The organism is Massilia sp. KIM, from assembly GCF_002007115.1.
Lineage (GTDB): Bacteria > Pseudomonadota > Gammaproteobacteria > Burkholderiales > Burkholderiaceae_D > Telluria.
Genome location: NZ_MVAD01000001.1, coordinates 2,363,145 through 2,388,766 on the forward strand (window position 1 = coordinate 2,363,145; position 25,622 = coordinate 2,388,766).

Annotated in this window: 24 protein-coding genes; 16 read left to right on the forward strand and 8 right to left on the reverse strand. The window is 67.1% G+C overall.

Annotated features, from left to right (window positions below):
- The first annotated feature begins 97 nt into the window (after positions 1 to 97).
- Positions 98 to 1,054 carry an MBL fold metallo-hydrolase gene (locus B0920_RS10280; RefSeq protein ID WP_078032401.1) on the forward strand — a complete coding sequence of 319 codons (957 nt, stop codon included), beginning with the start codon at positions 98 to 100 and terminating at the stop codon, positions 1,052 to 1,054.
- Between the two features lie 248 nt (positions 1,055 to 1,302).
- Here the strand turns inward: B0920_RS10280 and B0920_RS10285 are convergent, their stop codons facing one another.
- On the reverse strand, positions 1,303 to 3,732 hold the full coding sequence (locus tag B0920_RS10285; RefSeq protein ID WP_078033374.1) for an ATP-binding protein: 2,430 nt from the start codon (positions 3,730 to 3,732) through the stop codon (positions 1,303 to 1,305).
- A gap of 167 nt (positions 3,733 to 3,899) precedes the next feature.
- Complete coding sequence (orn, locus tag B0920_RS10290) at positions 3,900 to 4,484, reverse strand: oligoribonuclease (RefSeq protein ID WP_078032402.1); 585 nt, start codon at positions 4,482 to 4,484, stop codon at positions 3,900 to 3,902.
- Positions 4,485 to 4,550: 66 nt separating this feature from the next.
- Between orn and B0920_RS10295 the strand changes: the two genes are divergently transcribed.
- The 7 genes from B0920_RS10295 to B0920_RS10325 all read left to right on the forward strand — a co-directional run bounded on the left by B0920_RS10295 (position 4,551) and on the right by B0920_RS10325 (position 10,490).
- On the forward strand, positions 4,551 to 5,813 hold the full coding sequence (locus B0920_RS10295; protein WP_078032403.1) for a M48 family metallopeptidase: 1,263 nt from the start codon (positions 4,551 to 4,553) through the stop codon (positions 5,811 to 5,813).
- Positions 5,810 to 6,142, forward strand: a complete 333-nt coding sequence (locus B0920_RS10300; RefSeq protein WP_078032404.1) for a 4a-hydroxytetrahydrobiopterin dehydratase — start codon at positions 5,810 to 5,812, stop codon at positions 6,140 to 6,142. Before B0920_RS10295 ends, B0920_RS10300 begins: the two co-directional genes overlap by 4 nt.
- The gene (rsgA, locus tag B0920_RS10305) at positions 6,139 to 7,041 is read left to right on the forward strand and encodes a ribosome small subunit-dependent GTPase A (protein ID WP_078032405.1); all 903 of its coding nucleotides are present in this window, start codon (positions 6,139 to 6,141) and stop codon (positions 7,039 to 7,041) included. Before B0920_RS10300 ends, rsgA begins: the two co-directional genes overlap by 4 nt.
- 142 nt (positions 7,042 to 7,183) lie before the next feature.
- Positions 7,184 to 8,110, forward strand: coding sequence for an ornithine carbamoyltransferase (argF, locus tag B0920_RS10310; RefSeq protein WP_078032406.1), 927 nt, complete (start codon positions 7,184 to 7,186; stop codon positions 8,108 to 8,110).
- Between the two features lie 117 nt (positions 8,111 to 8,227).
- Complete coding sequence (locus B0920_RS10315; protein WP_078032407.1) at positions 8,228 to 9,460, forward strand: argininosuccinate synthase; 1,233 nt, start codon at positions 8,228 to 8,230, stop codon at positions 9,458 to 9,460.
- Between the two features lie 363 nt (positions 9,461 to 9,823).
- A complete protein-coding gene (locus B0920_RS10320; RefSeq protein ID WP_078032408.1) occupies positions 9,824 to 10,114 on the forward strand; it encodes a GIY-YIG nuclease family protein in 291 nt (96 codons plus the stop codon).
- Between the two features lie 52 nt (positions 10,115 to 10,166).
- Complete coding sequence (locus tag B0920_RS10325) at positions 10,167 to 10,490, forward strand: YkgJ family cysteine cluster protein (RefSeq protein WP_078032409.1); 324 nt, start codon at positions 10,167 to 10,169, stop codon at positions 10,488 to 10,490.
- A 44-nt stretch (positions 10,491 to 10,534) separates the two neighbouring features.
- On the opposite strand, the gene B0920_RS10330 is transcribed toward B0920_RS10325, so the two are convergent.
- Positions 10,535 to 11,254, reverse strand: a complete 720-nt coding sequence (locus B0920_RS10330; protein ID WP_078032410.1) for an SDR family oxidoreductase — start codon at positions 11,252 to 11,254, stop codon at positions 10,535 to 10,537.
- A 10-nt stretch (positions 11,255 to 11,264) separates the two neighbouring features.
- The gene (gene murB, locus B0920_RS10335) at positions 11,265 to 12,293 is read right to left on the reverse strand and encodes a UDP-N-acetylmuramate dehydrogenase (protein WP_078032411.1); all 1,029 of its coding nucleotides are present in this window, start codon (positions 12,291 to 12,293) and stop codon (positions 11,265 to 11,267) included.
- Between the two features lie 153 nt (positions 12,294 to 12,446).
- On the opposite strand from murB, the gene B0920_RS10340 reads away from it, so the two are divergent.
- The 4 genes from B0920_RS10340 (at position 12,447) to B0920_RS10355 (ending at position 17,296) form a co-directional block, all read left to right on the forward strand.
- Positions 12,447 to 12,932, forward strand: a complete 486-nt coding sequence (locus B0920_RS10340; RefSeq protein WP_078032412.1) for a YajQ family cyclic di-GMP-binding protein — start codon at positions 12,447 to 12,449, stop codon at positions 12,930 to 12,932.
- Positions 12,933 to 13,103: 171 nt separating this feature from the next.
- The gene (locus tag B0920_RS10345; protein ID WP_078032413.1) at positions 13,104 to 14,372 is read left to right on the forward strand and encodes a nitronate monooxygenase; all 1,269 of its coding nucleotides are present in this window, start codon (positions 13,104 to 13,106) and stop codon (positions 14,370 to 14,372) included.
- Positions 14,373 to 14,538: 166 nt separating this feature from the next.
- On the forward strand, positions 14,539 to 14,835 hold the full coding sequence (locus tag B0920_RS10350; protein ID WP_078032414.1) for a hypothetical protein: 297 nt from the start codon (positions 14,539 to 14,541) through the stop codon (positions 14,833 to 14,835).
- A 97-nt stretch (positions 14,836 to 14,932) separates the two neighbouring features.
- Positions 14,933 to 17,296 (forward strand): EAL domain-containing protein, encoded by a 2,364-nt coding sequence (locus B0920_RS10355; RefSeq protein ID WP_078032415.1) that lies wholly within the window; start codon positions 14,933 to 14,935, stop codon positions 17,294 to 17,296.
- A gap of 87 nt (positions 17,297 to 17,383) precedes the next feature.
- Here B0920_RS10355 and B0920_RS10360 read toward each other — a convergent pair whose 3' ends face one another.
- Positions 17,384 to 18,322 (reverse strand): exopolyphosphatase, encoded by a 939-nt coding sequence (locus B0920_RS10360; protein ID WP_078032416.1) that lies wholly within the window; start codon positions 18,320 to 18,322, stop codon positions 17,384 to 17,386.
- 342 nt (positions 18,323 to 18,664) lie between these two features.
- On the opposite strand from B0920_RS10360, the gene B0920_RS10365 reads away from it, so the two are divergent.
- From B0920_RS10365 to B0920_RS10380, 4 genes are all read left to right on the forward strand, one after another.
- Positions 18,665 to 19,924 (forward strand): sensor histidine kinase, encoded by a 1,260-nt coding sequence (locus B0920_RS10365; protein WP_078032417.1) that lies wholly within the window; start codon positions 18,665 to 18,667, stop codon positions 19,922 to 19,924.
- Between the two features lie 72 nt (positions 19,925 to 19,996).
- Positions 19,997 to 20,758, forward strand: coding sequence for a LytTR family DNA-binding domain-containing protein (locus B0920_RS10370; protein ID WP_078032418.1), 762 nt, complete (start codon positions 19,997 to 19,999; stop codon positions 20,756 to 20,758).
- A gap of 386 nt (positions 20,759 to 21,144) precedes the next feature.
- Positions 21,145 to 22,353 carry a sensor histidine kinase gene (locus tag B0920_RS10375; RefSeq protein ID WP_078032419.1) on the forward strand — a complete coding sequence of 403 codons (1,209 nt, stop codon included), beginning with the start codon at positions 21,145 to 21,147 and terminating at the stop codon, positions 22,351 to 22,353.
- Between the two features lie 150 nt (positions 22,354 to 22,503).
- A complete protein-coding gene (locus B0920_RS10380) occupies positions 22,504 to 23,517 on the forward strand; it encodes a porin (protein WP_078032420.1) in 1,014 nt (337 codons plus the stop codon).
- A gap of 119 nt (positions 23,518 to 23,636) precedes the next feature.
- Here B0920_RS10380 and B0920_RS10385 read toward each other — a convergent pair whose 3' ends face one another.
- The 3 genes from B0920_RS10385 to B0920_RS10395 are packed head-to-tail and all read right to left on the reverse strand — an operon-like array spanning position 23,637 to position 25,578.
- Positions 23,637 to 24,323, reverse strand: a complete 687-nt coding sequence (locus B0920_RS10385) for a hypothetical protein (protein WP_078032421.1) — start codon at positions 24,321 to 24,323, stop codon at positions 23,637 to 23,639.
- Positions 24,320 to 24,694 (reverse strand): hypothetical protein, encoded by a 375-nt coding sequence (locus B0920_RS10390; RefSeq protein ID WP_078032422.1) that lies wholly within the window; start codon positions 24,692 to 24,694, stop codon positions 24,320 to 24,322. The genes B0920_RS10385 and B0920_RS10390 overlap by 4 nt, the downstream gene beginning before the upstream one ends.
- Positions 24,691 to 25,578: a hypothetical protein gene (locus tag B0920_RS10395; protein ID WP_078032423.1), complete on the reverse strand. Its 888-nt coding sequence runs from the start codon at positions 25,576 to 25,578 to the stop codon at positions 24,691 to 24,693. The genes B0920_RS10390 and B0920_RS10395 overlap by 4 nt, the downstream gene beginning before the upstream one ends.
- Between the last annotated feature and the right edge of the window lie 44 nt (positions 25,579 to 25,622).

Genomic DNA, 25,622 nt, shown 5'->3' on the forward strand with positions numbered 1-25,622 from the left:
CCTCTGGGTGATAGCCTGATTCCAGTATTCCGCCGGGCAATCATGTAAGATCCACAACATTCACAGTTTGCGCAACGATCAAGACAAGGACTTCACGATGACCCGTTTCAAGCGCACCGCCACCTCCCTCCTGGTTGCCGCCCTGGCCGGCGCCTGCTTCTCCGGCGCGGCCCTGGCCGCAGCGCCGATGGCCAAGAGCCCGGCGCCGGGCTGGTACCGCATCATGCTGGGCGACTTCGAGGTCACCCCGCTGTCCGACGGCACGGTCGACCTGCCGGTCGAGCAGCTGCTGGCCGACAAGCAGGACAAGACCAAGGCGACCCTGGCCAAGCACTTCCTCAAGACCCCGCTGGAAACCTCGGACAATGCCTTCCTGGTCAACACCGGCAGCAAGCTGGTGCTGATCGACACCGGCGCCGGCAGCTTCTTCGGCCCGACCCTGGGCCGGCTGGTGGCCAACATGAAGGCGGCCGGCTACAGCCCGGAACAGGTGGACGAGATCTACATTACCCACTTCCACGGCGACCACGTCGGCGGCCTGGTGAACAACAGCCAGATCGTGTTCCCGAACGCGGTCCTGCGCGCCAGCAAGCGCGAGGCCGACTACTGGCTGAGCCAGGCAAACATGGACAAGTCGGAGGACAAGGGCGGCTTCCAGGCCGCGATGGCCGCGATCCAGCCCTACGTCAAGGCCGGCAAGTTCAAGGCCATCGAGGGTGACGTGGAACTGCTGCCGGGCATCCGCGCCCAGGGCACGGGCGCGCACACGCCGGGGCACATGACCTATGTGGTGGAGAGCAAGGGCGAGAAGCTGGTCCTGATCGGCGACCTGATCCACGTGGCGGCGGTGCAGATGGCCGAGCCGGGCGTGACGATTTCCTTCGACAGCGACCAGAAGGCCTCGGCGCAGGCGCGCAAGCGGGCCTTCGATGCGGCGGTCAAGGGCAAGTACCTCATCGGCGGGGCGCACCTGGCGTTTCCGGGCCTGGGGCACCTGCGCAGCGAAGGCAAGGGTTATCGCTTCGTGCCAGTGAATTACACGCAGATGCGCTGACGTTGCCGCGAAGGCCGGAACCCAACTTATCTCGTCGTACGCGCCACTGGCGCCTACGACTTCCCGCGAAGGCGGGAACGACGTGATATAGCAAAGGGATGCCTATGCCGTAATGTCGTTAAGTTAGCGCCCGCACGTCGTCCCGGCGGAGGCCGGGACCCAATTTGCATGCGCGTCTGCGCAGGAGAACTTGGGCCCCGGCCTTCGCCGGGGCGACGTTTTTTCTGCTAACTGAACACCATCAGGGCCTACGCCGCCGATTGCCCCTCACGCACGCTGTCCAGCACCTGCAGCAGGTGATCGAAATTGACCGGCTTGACCAGGTGGTGCTGGAAGCCGGCCGCGAAGGCCTCTTCGCGGTCTTCCGGCCGCCCGTAGCCGGTCACCGCCACCAGCAGCGCCTCGCGCGTTTCGCTCTGCTGCCGCAGGCGGCGCGCCAGTTCCTTGCCGTCCATCTCGGGCAGGCCGATGTCGAGCAGGCAGACGTCGGGCCTGACACTGCGCGCCCGCTCCAGCGCGCGCAGCGAATCGTGTTCGATCACCACCTCATGACCCTGGGACGCGAGCAGCATGCCCAGCATCTCGGCGGCGTCGGCATTGTCGTCCACCACCAGCACCTTCAGCCGCCCAGCAACGGGCACGCTCGGCGCGGACGGCAAGTCCTCGGCCAAGACCGCGTCGTGCTCCAGGGGCAGCGTGATCACGAAGGTGCTGCCCTTCCCCAGGCCCGGGCTGGAACAGCCCACCGTGCCGCCGTGCAGCTCGACCAGGTGCTTGACCAGCGCCAGCCCCAGGCCCAGCCCGCCCTGCGAGCGGTCCGACGAGCGCTCTGCCTGGGTGAACAGGTCGAACACCCGGCCGGTGAGCTCGCGGTCCATGCCGATGCCTTCATCGCGCACCGACAGCACCAGGCGCGGGCCCAGCGCCTCGGCGCGCAGGTCGATGCGCCGCCCTTCCGGCGTGTACTTGCTGGCGTTGCCCAGCACGTTGGCCACCACCTGCACCAGGCGCGCCTTGTCGCCCAGCACCACCGCGCCATGCGGCGGATGGCGCACCGTCAGCTGCTGGGCGCGCGCGTCGATCATCGGCCGCACCTGCTCGACCGCCTCGTCCACCACCACGCGCGCGTCCACCGCCACCCGCGCCAGGGTGATCAGGCCGCGGGTCACCCGCGACACGTCCAGCAGGTCGTCCACCAGGCGCGTCATGTGGCGCACCTGGCGCCCGATGATGGTGCTGTTCTGGTGCACCCGCTGCTCGTCCAGCGCGCCCAGCTTGAGCAGCTCGGCGGCGGCGCTGATCGGCGCCAGCGGGTTGCGCAGCTCGTGGGCCAGCATGGCCAGGAACTCGTCCTTGCGGCGGTCGGCCTCCATCAGCTTGTCCTCGGCCAGCTTGCGGTCGGTGATGTCGCGGAAGAAGGAGGCGATGCCGCCGTCCCGGGTCGGGTAGGCGCGGATCTCGGTCCACACCCGGCGCCCGCCCTCCAACACGCGACAGTCCTCGACGCTGCCGGCCGCCCGGCTGCGCATCACCTCGCGGTACATGCGTCCGCCTTCGGTGTCGGTCGAGTCGGGGAACAGTTCCCAGTGGTTGCGGCCGATTACCTGGCCCGCCTCCAGGCCGCAGATGCGCAAGCCTTCGGCATTCATCTGCAGGATGGTCCAGTTGCGGTCGAACAGGGCGAAGCCCTCGGTGATGGCGTCGAAGATGTAGCGGCTGCGGTCGCGCTCCTCGCGCAGCTCGGCCTGGGCACGCGCGGCCTCGGCCGCCGACCAGGTGCGCTCGGCGACGTCGCGCGCCAGGCGGGTGTCGTGGTCGCTCCAGTGGCGCGGGTGCGGGGTGTGGATCGCCAGGCAGGCGATCAGGCGGCCGCGCTTGACCAGCGGGACGGTGAGCAGCGCGCCGATGCGCTCGGCCACGTAGGCGCTGCGAAAACCGGCGATGCGCACGTCGCGGGCGCTGTCGTCGATCCGCACCACGCTGCCGGCGCGCAGCTCGGCGGCGATGGCGGGGCCGAAGTCGTCGAGCTGGAATTGGGGCCGCAACTGGGGACGCCGGCCGTCCTGGGTCCAGAGGCGCGGCACCGAGAAGCTCCCGCTGGCGTCGCTCATTTCGGCGTACAGCACGCGCGCGGCGCGCAGCTCGCGCCCGAGCAGGCCGCTGGCGGTCTCGATCACCTCTTCCGGATCCAGCAGCGGCCGGATCGCGTCCGACACCCGCAGCTCGAAGGCCGCGCGGCGCTCGGCCAGCACCCGGGCCGTGGTCTCGATGCAGGTGCAGAACAGCCCGCCCACATCGCCGCCCGCCAGGTGCAGCGGGGCGAAGGAGAAGGTGACGGTGGCGCGCTCGACATAGCCGCGCCGGCGCAGGCTCAGCTCCATGTCTTCGTGGTAGACCGGCTTGCCCGACAGGGCGCGATCGACCATCGGCACCAGGTATTGCCAGATCTCGGGCCAGACCTCGGACAGGCGGGCGCCGAGGGCGGCCGGATGGCGCTCGCCCAGCAAGGGAATGGTGGCGTCGTTGTAGAGGAAGACGAGCTCGGGTCCCCAGGCGACAAACATGGGGAAGGACGAGTGCAGCATCATGTCGGCCGCCGTCTTGAGGGCAGGCGGCCAGGTAGAGGGCGGTCCGAGCGCGCTGGACGACCAGTCATGGCTGCGCAGCAGCCCAGGCATCTGGCTGTCGCCCGCGGAACCAGAAGTGAACGGGGCCATGGTCCCGATTGTCGCATAACTCCCGGACAATGCCCTGCCCTTTTTTTATGCATGTAGGGCAGAGTTATCGCTAACCGGCGCGCGCAGCGGTTCAAGACTACGGCGCAGCCGGCCGGTTACGCCCCTGCTTACAGCTTGATGAAGTGCTCGCGGTAGTAGCGCAGCTCCTCGATCGACTCGAGGATGTCGGCCAGCGCGGTGTGCTTCTGGTGCTTCTTGAAGCCCGAGGCGAGCTCCGGCTTCCAGCGGCGGCACAGTTCCTTGAGGGTCGAGACGTCCAGGTTACGGTAGTGGAAGAAGGCTTCCAGCTTGGGCATGCCGCGCGCCATGAAGCGGCGGTCCTGGCAGATCGAATTGCCGCACATCGGCGACTTACCGGCCGGGACGTACTGCTTCAGGAAGGCGATCAGCTCGGTTTCGGCCTGGGCCTCGTCCACGGTCGAAGCCTTGACGCGGTCGATCAGGCCCGACTTGCCGTGGGTGCCCTTGTTCCAGTTATCCATCTTGTCCAGGGTCTCGTCGCTCTGGTGCACGGCGAACACCGGACCTTCGGCGATCACGTTCAGGTCGGCGTCGGTGACGACCACCGCGACCTCGATGATGCGGTCGTTGTCCGGATCGAGGCCGGTCATCTCCATGTCGACCCAGACCAGGTTGAACTCGTTCGGGCGCTGGGCAGGGACAGGTGCGGCGTTTTGGGTGGCTTGTGACATAATTCTCTCTTTGCTACTTTGCTGGATGATTTGGCAATTTAATCCTGCATTTTCTCACAGGCACACATGTCTTCACTCGGGTTTTCGGTTTTGTTCGTCGTTTTTCTGTTGCTCACGCTCGGCTTGCGCTTCTGGCTGGCCAACCGCCACATCCGCCACGTGCTGCGCCACCGCGCCAGCGTGCCGGCCGAATTCGCCGAGAAGGTGCCGCTGCGGGCGCACCAGAAGGCGGCCGACTACACCGTGGCCAAGACCAGCCTGGGCATCGTGAACATGTTCTGGAGCGGGGTGATCCTGGTCGGCTTCACCCTGCTGGGCGGCCTGCAGCTGCTGTCGGTGGTCCTGCTGCAGTGGACCGGCCCGGGGATCGTACACCAGATGGCGCTGGTGATCGCGTTCGCCATCCTTTCCGGCCTGCTCGACCTGCCGCTCGACTGGTACCGCCAGTTCGTGCTCGAGGAGCGCTTCGGCTTCAACAAGATGACGCCGCGCCTGTGGTGGTCTGACCAGCTCAAGGGCGCCCTGGTCGGCGCCGTGATCGGCCTGCCGCTGCTGTGGGTCATCCTCACCCTGATGGAAAAGAGCGGCGAACTGTGGTGGTTCTACACCTGGCTGGTGTGGAGCGGCTTCCAGCTCCTGATGATGGTGCTCTACCCGACCGTCATCGCGCCGCTGTTCAACAAGTTCACCCCGCTCACCGACATGAGCCTCAAGGAGCGCATCGAGGGCCTGATGGCGCGCGTCGGCTTCGCCTCCAAGGGCTTGTTCGTGATGGACGGCAGCAAGCGCAGCGCCCACGGCAACGCCTATTTCTCGGGCTTCGGCGAGAACAAGCGCATCGTCTTCTTCGACACCCTGCTGTCCCGCCTCGAGCCGCAGGAGATCGAGGCGGTGCTGGCCCACGAGCTCGGCCACTTCAAGCTGCGCCACATCCTCAAGCGCATCGTGGTCATGTTCGCGCTTTCGCTGGCCTTCCTGGCCCTGCTCGGCTACCTCAAGGGCCAGGTCTGGTTCTATACCGGCCTGGGCGTGCAGCCCTTCATGAACGCCTCCAACGACGGCATGGCCCTGATCCTGTTCGCGCTGGTGCTGCCGGTGTTCACCTTCGTGCTGGCGCCGCTCAACTCGATCACTTCGCGCAAGCACGAGTTCGAGGCCGACGCCTTCGCGGCGAAACACACCGATTACCGCCACCTGGTCTCGGCCCTGGTCAAGATGTACGAGGATAATGCCTCGACCCTGACCCCGGACCCGCTGCACTCGGCCTTCTACGATTCGCATCCGCCGGCCTCGGTGCGGGTGAAGCACCTGACCATGGCGGCCGCATGAAGCTCGCCGACAGCCACTGCGTTTGCAACGCACAAGCCCTGGAGCCCGCCGCCATCGAGGCCTTGCTGCCCCAGGTTCCCGACTGGCGCGTGGCCGGCGGCAGCCTGGAGCGCGAGTACGCCTTCCCGAACTTCCGCGCCACCATCGCCTTCGTCAACGCGGTCGCGACCATGGCCGACGGCCAGCACCACCATCCCGAGCTGCGGGTCGGCTACGGCCGCTGCGGCGTGAGCTGGACCACCCACTCGGCCGGCAACGCGATCACGAAGAACGACCTGATCTGCGCGGCCCGCTGCGATGCCCTGTACCGCGCGGGAGCTTCGGCATGAGCGCGCTGACCGGCACCATCATCGCGGCCCACGGCCGCCACTACCTGGCCGACGCCGATGGCGAAAAGCTGCAATGCGTCACACGCGGTAAGAAGACCAATGTCGCCGTGGGCGACGTGGTGATCCTCAAGAAGACCTCGGACGACCAGGCCGTGATCGAGCGCATCGCCGACCGCAGCACCCTGCTCTACCGCTCCGACCAGTACAAGTCGAAGCTGCTGGCGGCCAACATCTCGCGCCTCTTCATCGTGGTCGCCACCGAGCCCAGCTTCGCGGACGACCTGGTGTCGCGCGCCCTGGTGGCCTGCGAGGCGGCCGGGATCGAGGCCCACCTGATCCTCAACAAGGTCGACGTCGAGGACAACCTGGCGCGGGCGCGCGAACGCGCCGGCGTGTACGCCGGGCTCGGCTATCCCCTGCACGAGGTCTCGGCCAAGGCCAGGCCCGAGGAAACCGTGGCGGCCTTGAGGCCGCTGCTGGACGGCCACTCTTCGATCTTCATCGGCCAGTCGGGCATGGGCAAGTCCTCGCTGATCAACCTGCTGGTGCCGGACGCCGACATCGCGGTGCGCGAAATCTCGGAAGCCCTCGACACCGGCAAGCACACCACCACCTTCACCCGCCTCTACTGGCTGGACGGCCCGGGCGAGGGACGCGCCTCGATCATCGATTCGCCGGGCTTCCAGGAATTCGGGCTCTACCACCTGACCGAGGGCATGCTGGAGCGCGCCTTCGTCGAGTTCAAGCCCTACCTGGGCGGCTGCAAGTACTACAACTGCCGCCACCTGGCCGAGCCCCAGTGCGCGGTGTTGACCGCGGTGGCCGAGGGCAAGATCGCGAAGATGCGCCACGAGCTCTACGCCCAACTGCTGCACGAGTCGTCCCAGACCCTGTACTGAGCCCATGTATTGACCGGATGAATGGACATCAAACATCCATTCATTGGCGAAATAATCCGGTATGCTTGCCGATTTGTCCCACTTTCCCTAACGGCAAGCAAAACCCTTATAATCCAAGGGATAACAGCGAGCAGATACCATCATGCCAGGCACCACTCCGATCAAGCATTTCCTGCAGTTCTCCGATTTCACGCGCGACGAGTTCGAATACGTGATCAAGCGCGCCGAGGTCATCAAGCGCAAGTTCAAGAACTACGAGGTCTACCACCCGCTGGTCGACCGCACCCTGGTGATGGTGTTCGAGAAGAGCTCGACCCGCACCCGCCTCTCCTTCGAGGCCGGCATGCACCAGCTGGGCGGCGCCGCGATCTACCTGAACACCCGCGACAGCCAGCTCGGCCGCGGCGAGCCGGTCGAGGACGCTGGCCAGGTGATGTCGCGCATGTGCGACATCATCATGGTGCGCACCTTCGGCCAGGACATCATTGAGCGCTTCGCCGCCCATTCGCGGGTGCCGGTCATCAACGGCCTGACCAACGAGCACCATCCCTGCCAGGTGCTGGCCGACGTCTTCACCTACTACGAGCACCGCGGTCCGATCAGCGGCAAGACCGTGGCCTGGATCGGCGACGCCAACAACATGCTGTACTCCTGGCTGCAGGCGGCCGAAGTGTTCGGTTTCCACCTGAACATCTCGACCCCCAAGGGCTACGAGCTGGACCCGAAACTGGTCTCGACCTCGCGCTACACCCTGTTCGACAACCCGTCCGACGCCTGCGAAGGCGCGCACCTGGTCAGCACCGACGTCTGGACCAGCATGGGCTACGAAAAGGAAAACGCGGAGCGCCTCAAGGCCTTCGACGGCTTCATCGTGGACGGCGCCAAGATGGCGCGCGCCGCGCCCGACGCCCTGTTCATGCACTGCCTGCCCGCCCACCGCGGCGAGGAAGTGGCGGCCGAGGTCATCGACGGCCCGCAGTCGGTGGTCTGGGACGAGGCCGAGAACCGCCTGCACGTGCAAAAAGCCCTGATCGAGTACCTGCTGCTCGGCCGTATCGAGGATAATTAAGCTTTCTTTTACCACCCCCGAGTTTGATCGTTGGCCGTCCGTCCCGCCCGCGGGACGGTCCCAAGCGGCCAGCTGACCATCTATACCACCACCTCCCCCTTCATCACTGGAACTCCCATGAGCGACATCAAAAAAGTAGTTCTCGCCTACTCCGGCGGCCTCGACACCTCGGTCATCCTGAAATGGCTGCAGGACAATTACAAGTGCGAAATCGTCACCTTCACCGCCGACCTGGGCCAGGGTGAAGAGCTGGAGCCGGCGCGCGCCAAGGCGCTCAAGTTCGGCATCAAGCCGGAGAACATCTACATCGACGACGTGCGCGAGGAGTTCGTGCGCGACTTCGTGTTCCCGATGTTCCGCGCCAACACCGTGTATGAAGGCGAGTACCTGCTGGGCACCTCGATCGCGCGTCCGCTGATCGCCAAGCGCCTGATCGAGATCGCCAACGAGACCGGCGCCGACGCCGTCTCGCACGGCGCGACCGGCAAGGGCAACGACCAGGTGCGCTTCGAGCTGGGCGCCTATGCGCTCAAGCCGGACGTCAAGATCATCGCCCCGTGGCGCGAGTGGGACCTGCTGTCGCGCGAGAAGCTGCTGAAGTACGCGGAAGAAGCCGGCATCGAGATCGACATGAAGCACAAGAACGGCGGCGCGCCGTACTCGATGGACGCCAACCTGCTGCACATTTCCTTCGAGGGCCGCCACCTGGAGAACCCGAGTGCGGAAGCCGAGGAATCGATGTGGCGCTGGACCGTGAGCCCGGAGCAGGCGCCGAACGAAGCCGAGTACCTGGACATCGAATTCGAGCAGGGCGACATCGTGGCCCTGAACGGCAAGCGCCTGTCGCCGGCAGCCGTCCTGACCGAGCTGAACCGCCTGGGCGGCAAGCACGGCATCGGCCGCCTGGACCTGGTGGAGAACCGCTACGTCGGCATGAAGTCGCGCGGCTGCTACGAGACCCCGGGCGGCACCATCATGCTGCGCGCCCACCGCGCGATCGAGTCGATCACCCTGGACCGCGAAGTGGCGCACCTGAAGGACGACCTGATGCCGCGTTACGCTTCGCTGATCTATAACGGCTACTGGTGGGCGCCGGAGCGCGTGGCGCTGCAGACCCTGATCGACCACACCCAGAAGGGCGTCAACGGCTGGGTGCGCGTGAAGCTGTACAAGGGCAATGTGATCGTGGTGTCGCGCGATTCGAAGACCGATTCGCTGTTCGACATGAACATCGCGACCTTCGACGAGGACGGCGGTGCGTACAACCAGGCGGATGCGGGCGGCTTCATCAAGCTGAACGCGCTGCGCATGCGGATCGCGGCGAAGGCGCGGGCCAAACGTGGGCAGTAAGCGGGCTGCGAGGCCGTGAGAGAGAGCCGCCTTCGGGCGGCTTTTTTAATCAGTACGCGGGCTGTGAGGCCGTGAGAGAGAGCCGCCTTCGGGCGGCTTTTTTATTGCGGTTTTTTTCGGTATGCGAAGGGTCGGGGTCGGGGTCGACAGTGCCGGTATGCGACCGACTTGGGTCCCGGCCTTCGCCGGGACGACGCTGGGGAAGTACTGCTACCGTCCGTGGCCCTGCAATCCGTCCCATCTAGGGAACAGCGAACGATATTCCATTGTTGGACGTAGAACGTCGTCCCGGCGAAGGCCGGGACCCAAGTTTGTTTGCGCCCCCGCAGCCCCTCCACCATCTGGCGGCGCCACCATACCACTATGGAAAAAACTTCCTTCGTCTACATCCTCGCCAGCCGCCCCTACGGCACGCTCTACGTCGGCGTCACCTCCGACCTGATCAAACGCATCTGGCAACACAAAAGCGGCTTCGTCCCGGGCTTCACGAAGAAGTACAAGGTCCACACCCTGGTCTGGTACGAAACACACGCCGACATCACCGCGGCGATCACCCGCGAAAAGCAGATCAAGGAATGGCCGCGCGCCTGGAAAATCAAGCTCATCCAATCCACCAACCCCGCCTGGCAAGACCTCTACCTCACCCTGGTCTAGCCTCCTGCGCGCCCCTTCCCCACCCCACACGCCCACGCTACAATCGGCGTCCATGAACGCTCCCGTGGACAATCCCTGCCTGGCCTGCGGCGCCTGCTGCAAGAGCTACCGCGTGTCCTTCTACTGGACCGAAGCGCTCCCCCTGCCCGACACCTATACCGAGCAGCTCACCGCCCATCTCTCCTGCATGAAGGGCACCAACGCCGCGCGCCCGCACTGCATCGCCCTCGGCCGTGGCGAAGCCGGCCCGATGGCCTGCGGCGTCTACGAACAGCGCCCCCAGCCCTGCCGCGAAGTCGAGATCGGCGACGACAAATGCCGGCGCGCGCGCCAGCTGCACGGGCTGGCTGCGCTGCCGGACCAACTGCCCGCCTAGCTACCCGCCCAACTGCCCGCCTAACTGACCGCCCTACTGCCCGCCTAGCGCCCCGCCCTGTTACGCAGATCGTCCACCGGCTCGCCGCCGAAGCCGGGCGCCAGCAGGTAGTCCACCAGCGCACGCGCGCACACGGGCGGCGAGACCAGCACCCCGCTGTCCTTCATGTCCACGAAGCGCTGGCGCAGCGGAAAGCGCTGGTCCGGCGTGGCGCGAATCTCGGCCTGCATGTCGGTGTCGACCACGCCCGGCGCCAGGCTGACGGCGCGCACCTTCGGATCGTTGTCGAGGGCGATGGCGCGCGCATGCTGGTCGAGCGCGGCCTTGGTGGCGCAGTAGACGCTCCAGCCCGGATAGGCGCTGCGCCCCGCCCCGCTGGACACGTGCAGGATGCGGTGCTCGGCCCCCGGCGCCGCGCGCACCACGGCCGCGCTCAGGGCCAGCGGCGCGCCGACGTTGAGGGTGGCCGCGCGCAAGGCCTGCAGCGGATCCTGTTCGGCCAGGGGGCCGACCGGGTTGACCGTGCCCGCGTTGTTGACCAGCAGGACGGTATCGGCGCCGGCCAGGAAAGCGCGCAGCGCCTCGCCCTCCAGCCAGGCCGCCAGCGCGGCCGGATCGGCGAGGTCGAGCGCGACCTGCTCCACACCGGCATCAGGCGCATGGGCGCGCGCCAGGCCCAGCACGGTCACGCCGCGCCGCACCAGTTCGGCCGCCACCGCGGCGCCCAGTCCGCGCGTGTGGCCGGTAACAATCGCCTTCATCATGAGCTGTCCCCTAGACGAATACCGGTTCCGGCTCCAACCTTACCCCGTAGCGCTGTTCGACGTCGCGCTGGATCGCCTCGGCCAGGCGCACCACGTCCTCGCCGCGCGCCCCGCCCAGGTTGACCAGCACCAGCGCCTGCTTCGGATACACCCCGGCCGCGCCCATGCTGCGACCCTTCCAGCCGCACTGGTCGATCAGCCAGCCCGCCGCCAGCTTCTCGCTGCCGTCCGGCTGGGCATGGTGCACCAGGTTCGGATACGTCTCCAGCAGGCGCGCGCAGTGCTCGCGCGAGACCACCGGGTTCTTGAAGAAGCTCCCGGCGTTGCCGATCTCGGCCGGGTCGGGCAGCTTGCGGCGGCGGATCGCCTCCACCAGCGCGCCGACCTGGCGCGGGCTCGGCTGCTCCAGCCCGGCCTCGCGCGCGGCCTGGGCCAGCTCGGCGTAGCGCAGGTTCGGAGTCCAGTCCTTGGGCAGCGCGAAGGTCACGTCCAGCACCACCAGCTCACGCCCCTCCGGGTGCTTGAAAATGCTGTCGCGGTAGGCGAAACGGCAGTCGGCGGCGCTCAAGGTGCGCAGCTCGCCGCTGGCCATGTCGTAGGCGCTCAGGCTGTGGAACACGTCCTTGGTCTCGACCCCGTAGGCGCCCACGTTCTGGATCGGGGCCGCGCCCACCGTGCCCGGGATCAGGGACAAATTCTCCAGCCCGCCCAGGCCCTGCTCCAGCGTGTACTGCACGAAGCCGTGCCAGTTCTCGCCGGCCTGGGCGCGCACCAGCACCCTGCCGTCCTGTTCGCCCAGCACCTCCCGCCCCTGCCCCGTCATGTGCAGCACCACGCCCTCGACGTCGCGCGTGAGCAGGAGATTGCTGCCGCCGCCCAGCACCAGGCGCGGCATGGCGGCAAGGAACGGATCGGCGCGCAGCAAATCGAGCTGCCGCGCGCCCGTCACCCGGATGTAATGACGCGCGCGCGCCGGAATGCGGAAGGTGTTGAGGGCGTCGAGCGGCTGGTCGTGGAGGAGAGGCAGGTCTGGATGCATGGCGGAATGGTGTTTTTTCGCCTCATTATAGTGGCACAAGAACCGCACAAGCCGCCTTACCTTGCCTGACTGGCAAATCGGCTCGCCGCTGAGCAGGGTTGTCGGCTAAAATAGAGGGATTCGTCTAATTGCATTACAGAAAAAGGAACAGCCATGCCATCGTTTGATGTGGTCTGCGAAGCAGACATGGTCGAAGTCAAGAACGCCGTCGAACAGTCGAACAAGGAGATCACCACCCGCTTCGACTTCAAGGGCAGCTCGGCCAAGGTCGAGCAGAAGGAACGCGAACTGACCCTGTTCGCCGACTCCGACTTCCAGCTCGGCCAGGTGCGCGACGTGCTCATCAACAAAATGTCCAAGCGCAAGGTCGACGTGCGCTTCCTGGACGAAGGCAAGGTCGAGAAGATCGGCGGCGACAAGGTCAAGCAGGTCATCAAGGTGCGCAACGGCATCGAGACCGAGGACGCCAAGAAGATCACCAAGGTCATCAAGGAAAGCAAGATGAAGGTCCAGGCCAGCATTCAGGGCGAGTCGGTGCGCGTCACCGGCGCCAAGCGCGACGACCTGCAGGCCGCCATGGCCCTGCTGCGCAAGGACGTGCAGGAACTGCCGCTGGCGTTCAACAACTTCCGCGACTGAGTCGCCCACGCCGGTTGGCGCCGGCTAGACGCCGTCTGTACGGGACAATATCCCGTGGCGACTCGCGCCATGCGGCTTTTCGCTGGGGTAGAATGGAGGGCGTGTGCACACGTCTTTCTACCCTGTGCCCGACGCGGTACCCCGTAGAGATCAGGTAGTCTAAGGATAGCAATGAAACGTGTAGATGATTTCCGCTTACGACTGGGCAACAAGGAATACGTGCCCATCATGATCGGCGGAATGGGCGTGGATATCTCGACGTCCGAACTGGCGCTGGAAGCGGCGCGCCTTGGTGGCATCGGCCATATTTCCGACGCCATGGTGCAGGACGTGTCCGACCGCAAGTTCGACACCACCTTCGTCAAAGACAAGACGAAGCTCTACAAGTTCAACATCAACAACATGAACAAGGCGGTGGTGCAGTTCGACCTCGACCGCCTGGCCGAGGCGACCCGCCTCCACGTCGGCGCCACCATGGAAGCGAAGAAGGGCGACGGCCTGGTCTTCGTGAACTGCATGGAAAAGCTGACCATGAACGCGCCCAAGGAAACCCTGCGCGTGCGCCTGGCTTCGGCGCTCGACGCCGGCATCGACGGCATCACCCTGTCGGCCGGCCTGCACCTGGGCTCCTTCGAGCTGATCAAGGACCACCCGCGCTTCCGCGACGCCAAGCTGGGCATCATCGTGTCCTCCGTGCGCGCGCTGCAGCTCTTCCTGCGCAAGGTCTCGCGCCTGGATCGCCTGCCCGACTACATCATCGTCGAGGGCCCGCTGGCCGGCGGCCACCTGGGCTTCGGCATCGATGACTGGAAGCAGTACGACCTGCACACCATCATGGACGAGATCCATGCCTTCATGCGCGCCGAGCAGCTCGACATCCCGATCATCGCGGCCGGCGGCGTGTTCACCGGCAGCGACGCCGCGGGCTTCCTCGAAAAGGGCGCGGGCGGCGTGCAGGTGGCGACCCGCTTCACCGTCACCCACGAATGCGGCCTGCCGGACAACGTCAAGCAGGAATACTTCCGCGCCAGCGAAGAAGACATTGAGGTCAACGGCCTGTCGCCGACCGGCTATCCGATGCGCATGCTCAAGAACACCCCGGCGATCGGCTCGGGCATCCGTCCGGGCTGCGAATCCTACGGCTACCTGCTCGACGCCACCGGCAACTGCGCCTACATCAACTCCTACAACCGCGAAGTGCAGGCCAATCCGGACTCGAAGCACATCGTGGTGATGGACAAGACCTGCCTGTGCACCCACATGCGCAACTTCAACTGCTGGACCTGCGGGCACTATACCTATCGCCTGAAGGACACCACGCACCGCCTGGCGGACGGCAACTACCAGATCCTGTCGGCGGAGCACGTGTTCAAGGATTACCAGTTCAGCGTCAACAACGAAATCGCGCTGCCGCCCAAGCAGGACATCGTCGCGGCCTGATCGCCCCCTGCCCTCGCCCCGCCACGGCGGGGCGACGGGCCCAGCATAGCCACCATCCCACGTGCAGCCGCCGCGTCCAGTTCGACGCGGCCGCTGGCCCTCTCTCTCCTTCTGCGCTACTATTTCGGCATCCCCCGCCGACACCGCCCAGATCACGGAGACGCCCATGACCCCGAAGCTCGCCCACCCCCAGCGCCCCATCGGCGCCGACCTCCTGCGCGTGGCCCTGGTCACCGCCTGCCTGCTGCTGTTGCCCCTGGTGGCCATGCAGTTCACGCGCGAGATGAACTGGGGCCCCGGCGACTTCCTGGCCGCCGGCCTGCTGCTGGGCGGCGCCGGGTCCGCCTGGGTCCTGCTGTCGCGCCTGGTCCGCGCGCCGCGCCAGCGCAAGCTGCTCGGCGCCGCGCTGCTCGGCGCCCTGCTCCTGACCTGGGCCGAGCTCGCCGTCGGCATCCTCCACTAGTGCAGACTGCGGCAGTGCGCCGCACGCCCGCGCAACGCGGCCCTGTCAAAACCGGTGTAAGCTGGCCTCTCCACGCCCTCCGTGCGAGAGGTGACACATGCCGAGCCTCGATGTCTCCGAGCAGGTCAGCTTCCTTACCGACGACGCGGGCCGCGTCAGCGCCTGGAATCCCGCCTGCGAAGCCCTGTTCGGGATCAACGCGGACGAGGCCGTCGGCCAGCCGCTGACGCGCCTGCTGGCCGGCGGCAGCCCCGGCTGGGGCCAGCTCGCCGCCAGCCATGGCGGCGAGGTCCTGCTGCACACGGGCGGCGGCGGACGGCGCTGGGCCGTCCTGCGGCTCACCGGCCTGTACGCCGGCAGCGCCGCGCCGCGCGCCTGGGTCGCCAGCGCGCTGCCGGCTCCGGTCGCCCTCACCGAAGAAAGCGAAAGAATCGGCCTGACGCCGCTCGCGAGCGTGGTCGAACTGCTGCCGGGCACCTTCTACGCCATCAACCGCGACGGCCGGCTGGTGCTGTGGAACCATAATCTCGAGCGCCTGTGCGAGATGATGCCCAACGAAGTCGCCGCTACCCAGGTCCTCGACATGTTCGAGCTGCGTGACCGCTCGCGCGCCGCCGAGAACATCCGGCGTGTGTTCGACGAGGGCCACGAGGTGTCGATGGAGGCCGACTACGTCTCGCGCAGCGGGCGCCTGACGCCCATGCTGCTGGGCGGGGCGCGCATCTCCTGCGGCGGGCGCGACTACCTGTTCGGCATGGGCATCGACATCTCGAAGCGGCGCGACCGCGAGCGCCGCATGCGCCTCTACGAGCGCGCCCTGCACGCGGCCAGCAACGGCATCGTGATCACCGGCTGCATCGGCGCGGAACACCCGATCGAATACGTCAATCCGGCCTACGAGCGCATCACCGGCTACCGCCTCGACGAGATCAAGGGCCGCGACTCGCGCTTCATGGCCGCGCCCGGCCTCGACATGGACGAGCGCGCCCAGATCGGGCTGGCGCTGAAGGAACTGCGTTCCGTGAAAGTGGTGCTGCGCAACCAGCGCAAGAACGGCGAGCTGTTCTGGAACGACCTGAGCATCACGCCGGTGCACAATGAGCACGGCGAGGTGGCCCATTTCATCGGCATCATCAACGACGTGACCGCCGCCCGGCAGCGCACCCAGCACCTGGAACACGAAGTCAACCACGACGCCCTGACCGGCCTGGCCAACCGCAACCTGCTGTGGGACCGCCTCGGCCACGCCCTGCACCTGGCCCAGCGCCACCAGACCATGGTGGCGGTGGTGCTGGTCGACCTGGACAAGTTCAAGGCCATCAACGACGGCTTCGGCCATGACGCCGGCGACGTGGTGCTCAAGGTGGTGGCGCGGCGCCTGCTATCGGCGGTGCGCGACAGCGACACGGTGGCGCGCCTGTCGGGCGACGAATTCGTGCTGGTGCTGGTGGACCAGCCTTCGCTGCGCTTCACCCTGCGCATGGTCGAACGCCTGCGGCGCGCGCTGGTGATGCCGGTTTCCTTCAGCGGCAACGAGATCCCGGTCGGCGCCAGCCTGGGCGTGGCCGGCTTCCCGGCCGACGGCCACACCCCCGCCGAACTGGTGCGCGCCGCCGACATGGCCATGTACCAGGCCAAGCACCATGGCGGCGGGGTGCACTTCTACTCCAGCGAGATGAGCCTGGCGAGCCAGGCGCGCGCGGCCCTGGCCGACAGCATGCGCGAGGCGCTCGATCGCGAGGAACTGTTCCTGCTGTTCCAGCCGCGCATGGACGCCCGCAACGGCAAGGTGCGCGGCTTCGAGGCCCTGCTGCGCTGGCGCCACCCGGCGCACGGCGTGATGCTGCCCGCCAGCTTCCTGGGCGAGGCCGAGGAAAGCGGGCGCATCGTCGAGATCGGCAACTGGGTGCTGGACCGCGCCGGCGCCTTCGGGCGCCAGTTGCGCGACGCCGGCTTCCCCGGCTTGCCGGTGGCGGTCAACGTCTCGCACCGCGAATACAGCCGCCCCGGCTTCATCGCGGGCATCGCCGCCTGCATGGAGCGCCACGGCCTGCCGGCGGGCAGCCTGGAGATCGAGATCCCCGAGGCCGACCTGATCCGCAACCCGGGCATCGGACGCGAGCTGGCGAGCCGCCTGCGCGAGGTCGGGGCACTGCTCTCGGTGGACGAGTTCGGGCGCGGCCTGTCCGACATCTCCTTCCTGCAGCAGCTCTCGGTGCGGCAGGTGAAGCTGGCCAAGGCCGCGGTGCACGGGATCGGGGGCGATGCCGGGGCTTCGCTGGCCAAGACCCTGATCGACATCGGGCACAACCTGGAGATGAAGGTGGTGGGGGAAGCGGTCGAGACCGAGGCCCAGGTGGCCTTCCTGAGGGCGAACGGGTGCGATCAGTTGCAGGGCATGTGGTTCAGCGAGCCGCTGGCGCCGGAGGCGGCGCAGCAGATGCTGGCGCAAAGGGCCTGAGCCTTCCCGCTGCGGTGCGGTGCGGGCCGGGGGCCGGGACCCGCGGACCGCGGACCGCGGCAAGGCCGGTCGCGCCTGCCGCGTTTCTCAGCCTTCGCTGGTGATCCTCTGGATCAGGGCGCCCAGCACCTCGTCCGCCATCTCGTTCGACACCTGGCAGGTGCCCGCGTTCTCGTGTCCGCCTCCGCCGTATTCCAGCATCAGCGCCCCGATATTGGTCCTGGAGCTGCGGTTCAGGATCGACTTGCCGGTCGCGAACACCGTGTTCTGCTGCTTCACGCCCCACAGCACGTGGATCGAGATGTTCGTCTCCGGGAACAGCGCATAGATGATGAAGCGGTTGCCCGCATAGATCACCTCTTCGTCGCGCAGGTCCAGCACGACCAGGTTGCCATGCACCCGTGCGCAGCGGCGGATCTGTTCCTTGCACAGCTCGCTATGCTCGAAGTACAGCGCGGTCCGCTCGCGCACGTCCGGCAAGGCCATGATCTCGGGGATCGTGTGGGTGGCGCAGTGGTCGATCAGCGCCATCATGAGCTGGTAGTTCGAAATGCGGAAGTTGTGGAAGCGTCCCAGCCCGGTACGGGCGTCCATCAGGAAGTTGAGCAGGTTCCAGCCCTGCGGGTCGAGCACTTCCGCGCGCGAGAAGCGCGCCGCGTCGCCCTTGTCGACCGCCTCCATCATGTCGGCCCAGGCGGGCGGGAAGCTGGCCGCGCCGCCGTAGTGGTCGTACACCACCCGCGCCGCCGAGGGCGCCTCGGGGTGGATGATGTGGTTGTCGCGCCGGCCGCTGTTGCGCAGGGTCTCGGACAGGTGGTGGTCGAACACCAGGTGGGCCGCCGCCACGTAAGGCAGGTTGGTCGTGATGTCGCGCCCCGTGATGGCGATCTTGCCGTCTTGCATATCCTTGGGGTGGACGAACAGGATGTCGTCGATCAGGTCGAGATGCTTGAGCAGGACCGCGCACACCAGGCCGTCGAAGTCGCTGCGGGTAACGAGGCGGAATTTTCCAGGAACTGCGGACATCGGCACACCCTTTCATCATCGGTGGAAGACTGGGTCCGGCACTGTCGGCCGGAACCGCGTGGACGGGCGGAATCATCATACCTTGCAATGTTTCCAAAAGGTAGCTATTGAGCCAACTCATTCCGCCGGGGTTGCGCCGTCCATTCCCCGATTCCTGCAGACTGTCGCAGGAGTGTGGCGGACAGGGCGGCCTGGGGGTAAAGTTGCAACATCCCAACAGTCGGATTGGCGAGGAAAGGGCTTTTCCTAATGCCAACAGTGCGCCAGGCGCTACACTCATCCTTTGGCGGTCGCCGCGAGGCGCCAAGTGCGGGACGCACAGTAAGAGAAAACGACCACGATATGCAATCACGCAGCACCAACCAGCATCCATTTTCGAGCATCCTGACCTGGCTGTACCGCTGCTTCGACGCCGTGGCCACCTGGGTCACGCAGTTGTCGTGGTGGAAATTCTTCCTGTTCGCCGCCCTGACCCTGACCGCCGGCGGCATCCTGCAGGAAGAATTGTTCAACCGCCCGGCCGCGGAGGAGATCGCGCGCGCCGAACGCGACGCCGGCCGCCGCAGCGACGCCAGCATCATGATCGACGAGAGCGGCATCCACTTCAATCCGCGCAAGTCGCGTCCCGGCGCCGCGCCGGAAGCGCCGGCCGCCCCGCAAGCGCCGGAGGCGCCCGCATCCCCGGAATCGCCGGTGTCTCCCCCGTCGCCGCCCTCGCCCACCCAGGCCGGCGTGCATCCGAACGGCGATTCGGTCCACATCGAGCTGCCGCCGCAGATCGGCGAAGAGCTCTCCAACGCGATCGAGGCCGCGGTCGAGGACGCGGCCGAGCAGAAGGTGTCGCGCTACCACAAGCAGGCCTCGACCTGGTTCATGAATTTCGTCCTGCTGCTGGTGCTGGCCCTGTTCGGCACCAAGGCCCTGGTCGGCGGCAAGAAGCGCGCCGAGGCCCAGTCCCAGGTCGCCAATGCCGCCGCCGAGCGCGAGGCGATGCAGCGCCAGCTGTCCGAGACCAAGATGCAGATGATGCAGGCCCAGGTCGAGCCCCACTTCCTGTTCAACACCCTGGCCTCGGTCGAGCACCTGATCACGGTCGACCCGCCGCGCGCCTCGGCCATGCAGCGCAGCCTGATCCAGTACCTGCGCGCCGTGCTGCCGCAGATGCGCGACAACGCCGTGGTCACCGGGCTGGGACGCGAAGTCGACATGGTCAAGGCCTACCTCAACCTGCTCAAGATGCGCATGGAGGAACGCCTCACGGTCGACCTCCAGATCCCCGAGGGCCTGCGCAGCGCCGCCTTCCCGCCCATGATGCTGCAGTCGATGGTGGAGAACGCCATCAAGCACGGCCTCGAGTGCAAGCCCGAGGGCGGCACCCTCAAGATTGTCGCCGACGTGGTGGACAGCAAGCTGCGCGTGACGGTGACCGACGACGGGGTCGGCTTCGGCGTGGTGCCCAGCGACGGCACCGGCCTGGGCCTGGCGACCATCCGCGAGCGCCTCAAGCTGCTGCACGGCGACGCCGCCAGCCTGCACATCGGCGCCAACAGCCCGAGCGGCGTGATCGCCACCATCGAGGTGCCCTACCAGCTGTCGAAGTAAGGCCGGGGACGAGCTTGCCTGTCTCCCGGATTCGTTGAATAATTGTCACCCCAAGAGAGCGACGAGAAGACCATGCCTACTGCGATTATTGCCGATGACGAAAGACTGATGCGCGACCAGCTGCGCATGCGCCTGTCCGAGGTGTGGCCGGACCTGCAGATCCTGGGGGAAGCCAAGAACGGCGAGGAGGCGGTGGAGCTGGTGGACCAGCTCAGGCCCGACCTGACCTTCCTCGACATCCGCATGCCCGGCAAGACCGGCATGGAAGCGGCGCGCGAGATCGGCGAGCGCAGCCAGATCGTGTTCGTCACCGCCTACGACCAGTACGCCGTGGAAGCCTTCGAGCGCGGCGCGATCGACTATGTGCTCAAGCCGACCGAGCCGGAGCGCCTGAAGATCACGGTGGAACGCCTCAAGGAACGTCTCGAGAAACCGGGCGCGAGCGTGAACGACAGCGTGACCGCCATGCTGTCCCAGCTGGCCGAGAAGATCGCCGCGCCCAAGCCCAAGCACCTGCAATGGATCCAGGCCAGCATCGGCCAGGACCTGCGCATGATCCCCGTGGAGGACATCCTGTTCTTTCGCTCGGACGAGAAATACACCTGCGTGCAGACGGCCTCCTTCGAGGCCCTGATCCGCAAGCCGGTGCGCGACCTGGCCGAGGAGCTCGATCCTTCGCTGTTCTGGCAGATCCACCGGGCGACCCTGGTGAACGTGAATGCGATCGAAGGGGTGACGCGGGATATCCGCGGCCGGCATTTGGTCCAGATCAAAGGCCGGCCAGAGAAGTTGGAAGTCAGCCGGAGTTTCCTGCACCTGTTCAAGCAGATGTGAGGCTTGCGGCGTCGCGTCAGCGGCGCGCATGCAAACCTGTATTCGGACCTGCGCCGGCAGCCATTCCGGACGATGTCGGGAATGGCGGTTTCACTGCTGCGCACCAATGCTTTTGCGGCTGCGTGCCGACCGGCTGCGTATGACGCGCTCGCCCGGCTAGCCTCCGACGGCGCGTCCGCGCAACTTTCAGCCGGCGGGTCGCGGCCGGCTTTCATCACGCTACCCTAGCCCGTCGTTCCGGCGGAGGCCTGGTCGGCCACGCCGGAACCCAAGTTCGCCGCACACCCGCGCGCGTCCTCTCCCCCCAAGCCTTAGCCCCCCTCAACACCTTCGCCGATCTTCCCCGGTACTGTAGAGGCCCACCCCCACGTCTTTCCGGGCCACGCATGGGCAGAATCCGCAGCACCCCGCTCCCCACCTACCGCCGGCGCGCCCCGCGCCAGGCGGCCCTGGTCGCCGGTTTCCTCGGCGGCTATTGTGCCGGCCATCTGGCCGCCGCCATGCGCCGCGTGCGCGCCCGGCGCAAGGGCACGCCGACCTTCGACGAGACCCGCGTCAACGGCCGCCGCATCCTCCAGAACGCCAGCGACGCCATCCTCTCGATCGACGAGCACAACGTGATCCTGCTGGCCAACCCGGCCGCGGCCGCCATGTTCGCCACCAGCGTGGGCGCCATGCAGGGCAGCCCGCTGGAGCGCTACATCCAGCCGCCGGTCCCGGCCGCCCGCACCCCGCTCGATTACTTCCCCGCCGGCAGCGGACGCGCCGGCCGGCGCGCCACCGACTACGCCGTCACCGGCATCCGCGCCAACGGCCACCTGTTCCCGATCGAAGGCTCGATCTCCAGCGTGCGCCACGACGGCCAGGACATCTACACCGTGATCCTGCGCGACGTCTCCGAGCGCCACCTGGTCCAGCAGACCCTGGCGCGCTCGCACGACCAGTTGCGCCAGCTCTCGGCCGCCCTGCAGACCATCCGCGAGGAAGAACGCACCCACATCGCACGCGAGCTGCACGACGACCTCGGCCAGCTGCTGGCCTCGCTGCGCATGGACCTGACCCTGCTGGGCCGCACCGTCGACCTGCCCGAGCCGGGGGCCCGCCTGGTCCTCGGCATGGAGGCCAACCTCCTCACCGCCATCGCCTCGCTGCGCCGCATCGCCACCAACCTGCGGCCGCGCGCCCTCGACGAAGGCGGCCTCTATTTCGCGCTGCAGGGCCTGCGCGAGGACTTCGTCGAACGCCACGGCATCGCCTGCACCCTGCTGGCCGACGAATCCGAACTGCGCCTGGACGACGCCGCCAGCACGGCGGTGTTCCGCATCGTCCAGGAAGCGCTGACCAATGTGGCCCGCCACGCCCAGGCCGCCAACGTGCTGCTCAACCTCTACCGCTCCAACGACGAGCTCCTGGTCACCATCCGCGACGACGGCCGCGGCATCCGCGACGAAGACATGGACAAGGCGCAGTCGCTGGGCCTGGTCGGCATGCGCGAACGGGTGTGGAACATGGGCGGCGAGATCGCGATCAGCGGCGACGAGCCGCCCGGCACCCGCATCGACATCGTGCTGCCGGTCGCCGGCCACCTGGTGTGAGACGCACGCAAGGCAGGAAAAAACTTGCTATTGCGAAATAACAACATGGACTGAATGTCATCAAGCAGACATATTGCCTCGATAAGATCCCGGTCGATCTGAGTTGACTTGCCAACTCAACATCTTGTCCAAACCAAACTGGAGATCTTCATGAAGTATAAATTCCTGGCCGCCGCACTGGTGTCGTCCTTCCCGCTGTTCGCTCAAGCCCAGACCAACGTTCAGGTCTATGGCGTGATGGACGCCGCCATTGCCGTCGAGGATACCGATGCACCGGGCGAAGACCGCCGCACCGTCATCAACTCGGGCAACCAGTCGAGCAGCCGTATCGGCTTCCGCGGTACTGAAGATCTGGGCAACGGCCTGAAGGCACTGTTCAACATCGAAGCCGGCGTCGCCCTGGACACCGGCGCCGCCGATTCCTCGCTGTTCGGCCGCCGCGCCGTGGTCGGCCTGCAGGGCAACTTCGGTACCGTGACCGTCGGTCGCGAGTACAGCCCGATCGCCGCCGTGGCTGCCGCCACCGACATCCTGGGCCAGGGCATGTTCGGCTCCAACCTGTCGGCCTTCGCCACCAACCGCCTGACCCGCCGCCTGGCCAACTCGGTCAACTACAAGAGCAACAGCCTGGCCGGCTTCACCGTCAACGCCGCCTACTCGGCCGGCGAGCGCACCGTCGATCCGTCGGGCGACCTGAGCGGCGTGTCGGTCGAGTACAAGAACGGCGGCTTCTACGTCGGCGGCGGCTACCACGTCCTGGAGCGCCTGGCGACCGGCGACGACAAGGAATGGGGCGTTGGCGCGGGCCTGTCCTTCGGCGACTTCGAGATCAAGGGTAACTACCTGGTGGCCGACCAGACCGGCGCCAACAACGAGTACAAGAACGCCAACATCGGCGCTTCCTACGCGACCGGCCCGAACAAGTTCTTCATCAACTTCCAGCAGCAGAAGATCGAGACCGGCGCCAAGGGCAACACCGTGTCGCTGGCCTACACCTACTCGCTGTCGAAGCGCACCAACATCTACACCACCTACGCCCAGCTGCGCAATAACAACCGCGGCGTGTTCGGCATCAGCTCCTCGTCGACCGCGGTGACCCCGCCGGCGACCGCCCTGGGCGCCGATCCGTCGGTGTTCACCGTGGGTGTGCGTCACTCGTTCTAAGAACGGTCCACCGGACGCGCGGCCTGCGTTGCGCGTCACGGGCACCGCAGGCTCGCCCGTCCGGGCGGGCCGCTCAGATGCCGGCTGCGCCGGCATTTTTTTTGGCGCTGCTCGCCGAATCAGACCGAGCTTGGGTAGATCAAATCCTCGATGCGGCAGTGCGCGAGCAGCAGTTCCTTCATCGACTTCCAGACCTCGGCCTGCTCCGCCCCCACGTCCCGCACCGCCTGCGCCAGCGCGGCGCACGCGCCCTGCGTACCGATGTCGAAACGCTGGTAGCGCAGCAGCGGCCCCGGATCGTGGATGCGTCCGCGCGGCGCCGGGTCGGCCACCAGCACGGTGCGCTCCAGCACGGCGCCATCGGGCGTCGCCCTGCCCGTCGCGTAGTCGCTGCGCAAGCTCTGGTACCACTCGCTCTTCGGCTGCAGGTGCGCGCGCAGGCGCTCGCGCAGGGCCGCGTCCTCGAGGTGGCACAGGGTATTGCGCGACACTTGCCACAGGCGGTGGATGAGCGAGGTCAGCGCCGGGCCGAGGGGCGAACAAGCCTCCTCCACCCAGTCGGCGCGCTCACGCTGGGTCAGCGTTTGAGCGTCGCCGCCCGCCAGCGCGAGCGGCTCCGCCTCCAGGCTGCCGGCGATACGCTCGAGCAGCCCGGAGAGCTGGTCGAGGTCGACGTACAGCAGATAGAAGGTCGGCCAGTGCCAGCGCACCGTCTGCGGCGTGGCGACCAGCTCGCGCACCCATCCGTGCACGGCGCGGACCTCGGCCAGCATCTCGTCCGGCGGTGTGAGGGAAGTGGCGTTCATCTGTGCTCCTCGTGATAGACCGGATCGGGATCGTCGTCCCAGCACGGTGCGAAGATCGCGTTCTGCCAGCGCGGGCCGCTGCGATCCCAGGGATGGGTCGGGTCGAGGCGCGGCCGGCGCTGGCCATACACAAGGCAGGTCAGGCCGGCCTGCACCAGGCGCTCGGCCTCGCGCAGGAAGTCAGCCCCGCACAGCAGCGGCGCATGCTCGAAGAAGTCATCGTCTTCCCACGGGCTCTCGGCGCTGAACAGCTGCCACAGGTGCTTGAAGTGACGCGGATTGCCAAGCGGCCAGGGTGAGCCACTGCAATAGCGCACCGACGGCGGCTCGCCCGCGAGCTTGGCCAGGTTGGCGTGGGTCGGCCGCCTCATGCCTGCGGCCTCAGGCAGCGGACGTCGGAGCCGATCATGAACAGCGAGGCTTCGAACGCGTGCATGCGGTCGGCCAGACGGCCCTGCGCCGCGAACAGCGCCGGATGCCGTTCCAGCAGCGCGCGCATCAGCCAGCCCAGCCGCAGTTTGGCGCTGCTCCACTTGTGCGCGGTGGCGGCCTCGTGCCGCTGTTCGTAGGACATCAGGCCCGGGCCGCGCGCGTCGGGATAGGCATGCCGCACCGTACGTCCCGGTATGGTGGCCGGAAACGCGAGCGCGGCCGGCGGCTTGCGCGACCAATCGCCGCGCTCGCGGCGCCACATTTCCACCAGGGTGGCAAGCGCCGCGGCGACGCGCGAATCGTAGATCGGCAAGCCATCGTCGGCGGCCAGCGCATGGACCTTGGTGAGCATCGAATTCATTTTTCGTACCGGCTGCCAGCCGGGAAGAATACGGGCCGCGTCCAGGCGCAAGGCGCCGCTCGCGCCGCTCAGGCAGGCGCCGAGCGCCCCCTGCGCATGCAGGCCTTCGAGGAAGGGCCTGGCGCCCGCCGCGCCGTTGCGGTCGCCGCCCCAGCCGACGATCTGCAGGCAGATGCGCAGCACCGCATCCTGGTCGGCCGCCTCCAGCGCGCTTCTCAAGTCAAGACCGAGCTGCTTCAAAAAGGCTTTGGTGGATGCCCAGTCGCCGTCTCCGGTCTCGACGGTGCGCCAGGTGTAGCAGCCGAGCGCCGCCTCCAGGCCCGCCACCTCCCTGCGCAAGCCTCCCGGCACGTAACGCGAGGACGCGATGTCGAAACGGACCGGCAGTCCGTCGGCCCTGGCGCGCAGCCAGTCGATGAAGCCGGAGACCTCCGGGTCGGATACGAATGCGATGTGGTCCATGGTGGGCGCCGCTGCGGCGTCTGTGATTGTTATTGCATTATAGC

Coding starts and splice junctions, on each gene's coding strand:
- B0920_RS10380 (WP_078032420.1), top strand. CDS start 22,504: ATGAAGTATAAATTCCTGGCCGCCGCACTGGTGTCGTCCTTCCCGCTG.
- B0920_RS10295 (WP_078032403.1), top strand. CDS start 4,551: ATGTCTTCACTCGGGTTTTCGGTTTTGTTCGTCGTTTTTCTGTTGCTC.
- orn (WP_078032402.1), bottom strand. CDS start 4,484: ATGTCACAAGCCACCCAAAACGCCGCACCTGTCCCTGCCCAGCGCCCG.
- B0920_RS10350 (WP_078032414.1), top strand. CDS start 14,539: ATGACCCCGAAGCTCGCCCACCCCCAGCGCCCCATCGGCGCCGACCTC.
- B0920_RS10375 (WP_078032419.1), top strand. CDS start 21,145: ATGGGCAGAATCCGCAGCACCCCGCTCCCCACCTACCGCCGGCGCGCC.
- B0920_RS10285 (WP_078033374.1), bottom strand. CDS start 3,732: ATGCCTGGGCTGCTGCGCAGCCATGACTGGTCGTCCAGCGCGCTCGGA.
- B0920_RS10370 (WP_078032418.1), top strand. CDS start 19,997: ATGCCTACTGCGATTATTGCCGATGACGAAAGACTGATGCGCGACCAG.
- rsgA (WP_078032405.1), top strand. CDS start 6,139: ATGAGCGCGCTGACCGGCACCATCATCGCGGCCCACGGCCGCCACTAC.
- B0920_RS10330 (WP_078032410.1), bottom strand. CDS start 11,254: ATGATGAAGGCGATTGTTACCGGCCACACGCGCGGACTGGGCGCCGCG.
- B0920_RS10360 (WP_078032416.1), bottom strand. CDS start 18,322: ATGTCCGCAGTTCCTGGAAAATTCCGCCTCGTTACCCGCAGCGACTTC.
- B0920_RS10340 (WP_078032412.1), top strand. CDS start 12,447: ATGCCATCGTTTGATGTGGTCTGCGAAGCAGACATGGTCGAAGTCAAG.
- B0920_RS10385 (WP_078032421.1), bottom strand. CDS start 24,323: ATGAACGCCACTTCCCTCACACCGCCGGACGAGATGCTGGCCGAGGTC.
- B0920_RS10395 (WP_078032423.1), bottom strand. CDS start 25,578: ATGGACCACATCGCATTCGTATCCGACCCGGAGGTCTCCGGCTTCATC.
- B0920_RS10320 (WP_078032408.1), top strand. CDS start 9,824: ATGGAAAAAACTTCCTTCGTCTACATCCTCGCCAGCCGCCCCTACGGC.
- B0920_RS10355 (WP_078032415.1), top strand. CDS start 14,933: ATGCCGAGCCTCGATGTCTCCGAGCAGGTCAGCTTCCTTACCGACGAC.
- B0920_RS10300 (WP_078032404.1), top strand. CDS start 5,810: ATGAAGCTCGCCGACAGCCACTGCGTTTGCAACGCACAAGCCCTGGAG.
- B0920_RS10325 (WP_078032409.1), top strand. CDS start 10,167: ATGAACGCTCCCGTGGACAATCCCTGCCTGGCCTGCGGCGCCTGCTGC.
- murB (WP_078032411.1), bottom strand. CDS start 12,293: ATGCATCCAGACCTGCCTCTCCTCCACGACCAGCCGCTCGACGCCCTC.
- B0920_RS10280 (WP_078032401.1), top strand. CDS start 98: ATGACCCGTTTCAAGCGCACCGCCACCTCCCTCCTGGTTGCCGCCCTG.
- B0920_RS10365 (WP_078032417.1), top strand. CDS start 18,665: ATGCAATCACGCAGCACCAACCAGCATCCATTTTCGAGCATCCTGACC.
- B0920_RS10390 (WP_078032422.1), bottom strand. CDS start 24,694: ATGAGGCGGCCGACCCACGCCAACCTGGCCAAGCTCGCGGGCGAGCCG.
- B0920_RS10315 (WP_078032407.1), top strand. CDS start 8,228: ATGAGCGACATCAAAAAAGTAGTTCTCGCCTACTCCGGCGGCCTCGAC.
- B0920_RS10345 (WP_078032413.1), top strand. CDS start 13,104: ATGAAACGTGTAGATGATTTCCGCTTACGACTGGGCAACAAGGAATAC.
- argF (WP_078032406.1), top strand. CDS start 7,184: ATGCCAGGCACCACTCCGATCAAGCATTTCCTGCAGTTCTCCGATTTC.